This is a genomic window from Sandarakinorhabdus sp. (assembly GCF_031422795.1).
GTDB lineage: Bacteria > Pseudomonadota > Alphaproteobacteria > Sphingomonadales > Sphingomonadaceae > Sandarakinorhabdus.
In genome coordinates, this window is record NZ_JANPML010000356.1 from 1 (window position 1) to 1625 (window position 1625).

Sequence of the window (1625 nt, forward strand, 5' to 3'; positions counted from 1 at the left end):
GCTCGACCCAGATATTCCACCGGCGCGGCAGCTGCTGGTGATCCGCAACATCGGGCAGCGGCCCGGCCTGTTCATTGCCGTTGATGGACGCCGCCTGCCCGGCCTGCCGGCGCGCTGGGCGCCGGTGCCGGGCCGGCACGAAATCGCACTCAGCGACGGGCGGACGACCTATGACCGGGTGCGCGTGACGGTGCGCTGAGCGCCGTTAAGGGCACCCCCGCGCCGGACGGCGCGTCACGGGCACCAGTGGATGTCGATGTCCATATCCAGTTCGGCCAGCAGGCGGCCGATGGGCAGCGTGCTGCTGGCGCCCTGCTTCAGCGCCTGTTCCACCACCTCGCGCTTGGCCTTGCCCTGCAACACCAGCGTGACGGTGCGCGCCGAAGCCAGCGTTGGCCCGGTAAGGGTAACGCGCGGCACCGGCGCAGCCGCCGGCAGCGGATCGGGGCGCACGCCCAGCGCGCGGCGGGCCTTGGGGCCAGCAATGGCGGCTTCGAAATCCGGGCCGGGGAAGATCGACGCGGTGTGACCGTCTTCACCAACACCCAGCCAGGCCACATCCAGCGGCCAATCGAGATCAGCGATACGCTCATCGGCAGCGCGGCCAGCGGCGACAGGGTCGGCCTCGCCTGCCGTCAACGGCAGCACGCGGGCTTTCTTGGGCAGGAACAGCCGCGCCAGTTGGCCGGCGTTGGAAAGCTTGTCGGTCACTGGCACCAGCCGATCATCGGTGGGCAGGATGGTCACATCAGCCCATTCGATCTTCATGTCGGCCAGCAGCTTCAGCGCCGGCAGCGGGGTGGAACCGCCGGGGAAGGCGACCAGCGCGCGCCCGCGGGCTTCCAACGCCTGGCCGATGATATAGGCGATGTCGCCGGCCACGGCCTGCGCCATTTCATCGGCATCGTCATATTCCCACCACTCGGCATCGATCACGCATCATCTCCAACGGGTACAGTGTAATTCAGGCCGAGGCGGCCGCCGTCGGCATAGATGGTCTCGCCGGTAATGTAACTGGCATCATCGCTCAACAGGAAGGCGGCGATGGCGGCGATTTCTTCCGGTTCGCCGGCGCGGCCCATCGGCGTGCGCGACATGATCTGGCGGCGGGCTTCGGCGCTGGCCATCACTGCCTGTTTGGCCAGATCGGTGAGGATGGTGCCCGGCCCGATGCCGACAACGCGGATATTGTGCGGCGCCAGCGCGATGGCGGTGTTCTTCGTCAACTGGTTCAGCCCACCCTTGGCGACGTTGTAGGCCAGCAGCGCCGGGATGGTGAGCACGGCATTGACGCTCGACATGTTGACGACCACGCCGCCGCCGGCTGCGATCAGGTGCGGCGCGGCCAGCTGGGTGGCGTGGAAGGCGGCGGTGAGGTTGGTGGCGATCACCCGATCGAACTGTTCCGGCGTTTCGGTGAGGATATCGCCTTTGGGCGCAATGCCGGCGTTGTTGATCAAGCCATTAAGTCCGCCCCAGCGCGCCACCGTGGCGGTGATGGCGGCTTCGATCTGGTCGCGGCTGGTCACGTCGCAGGCAACGAAGGCTGCGGCCTCGCCCAGTTCGGCGGCGCGATCCGCGCCTTCCGGCAGCACATCGGCCAGCATCACCCGCGCGCCTTCGGC

General features: G+C 68.2%; 3 protein-coding genes. 1 reads left to right on the forward strand and 2 read right to left on the reverse strand.

The window, feature by feature from the left end; translation table 11 throughout:
• A partial coding sequence (locus RMO81_RS12440) for a hypothetical protein (protein ID WP_310476210.1) occupies window positions 1-199 on the forward strand: 199 nt, incomplete at its 5' end.
• Between the two features lie 35 nt (window positions 200-234).
• On the opposite strand, the gene pgl is transcribed toward RMO81_RS12440, so the two are convergent.
• Window positions 235-936: a 6-phosphogluconolactonase gene (gene pgl, locus RMO81_RS12445; RefSeq protein ID WP_310476211.1), complete on the reverse strand. Its 702-nt coding sequence runs from the start codon at window positions 934-936 to the stop codon at window positions 235-237.
• Window positions 933-1625: SDR family oxidoreductase (locus RMO81_RS12450; RefSeq protein WP_310476212.1), on the reverse strand; the 693-nt coding region annotated here is incomplete at its 5' end. The genes RMO81_RS12450 and pgl, both read right to left, overlap by 4 nt.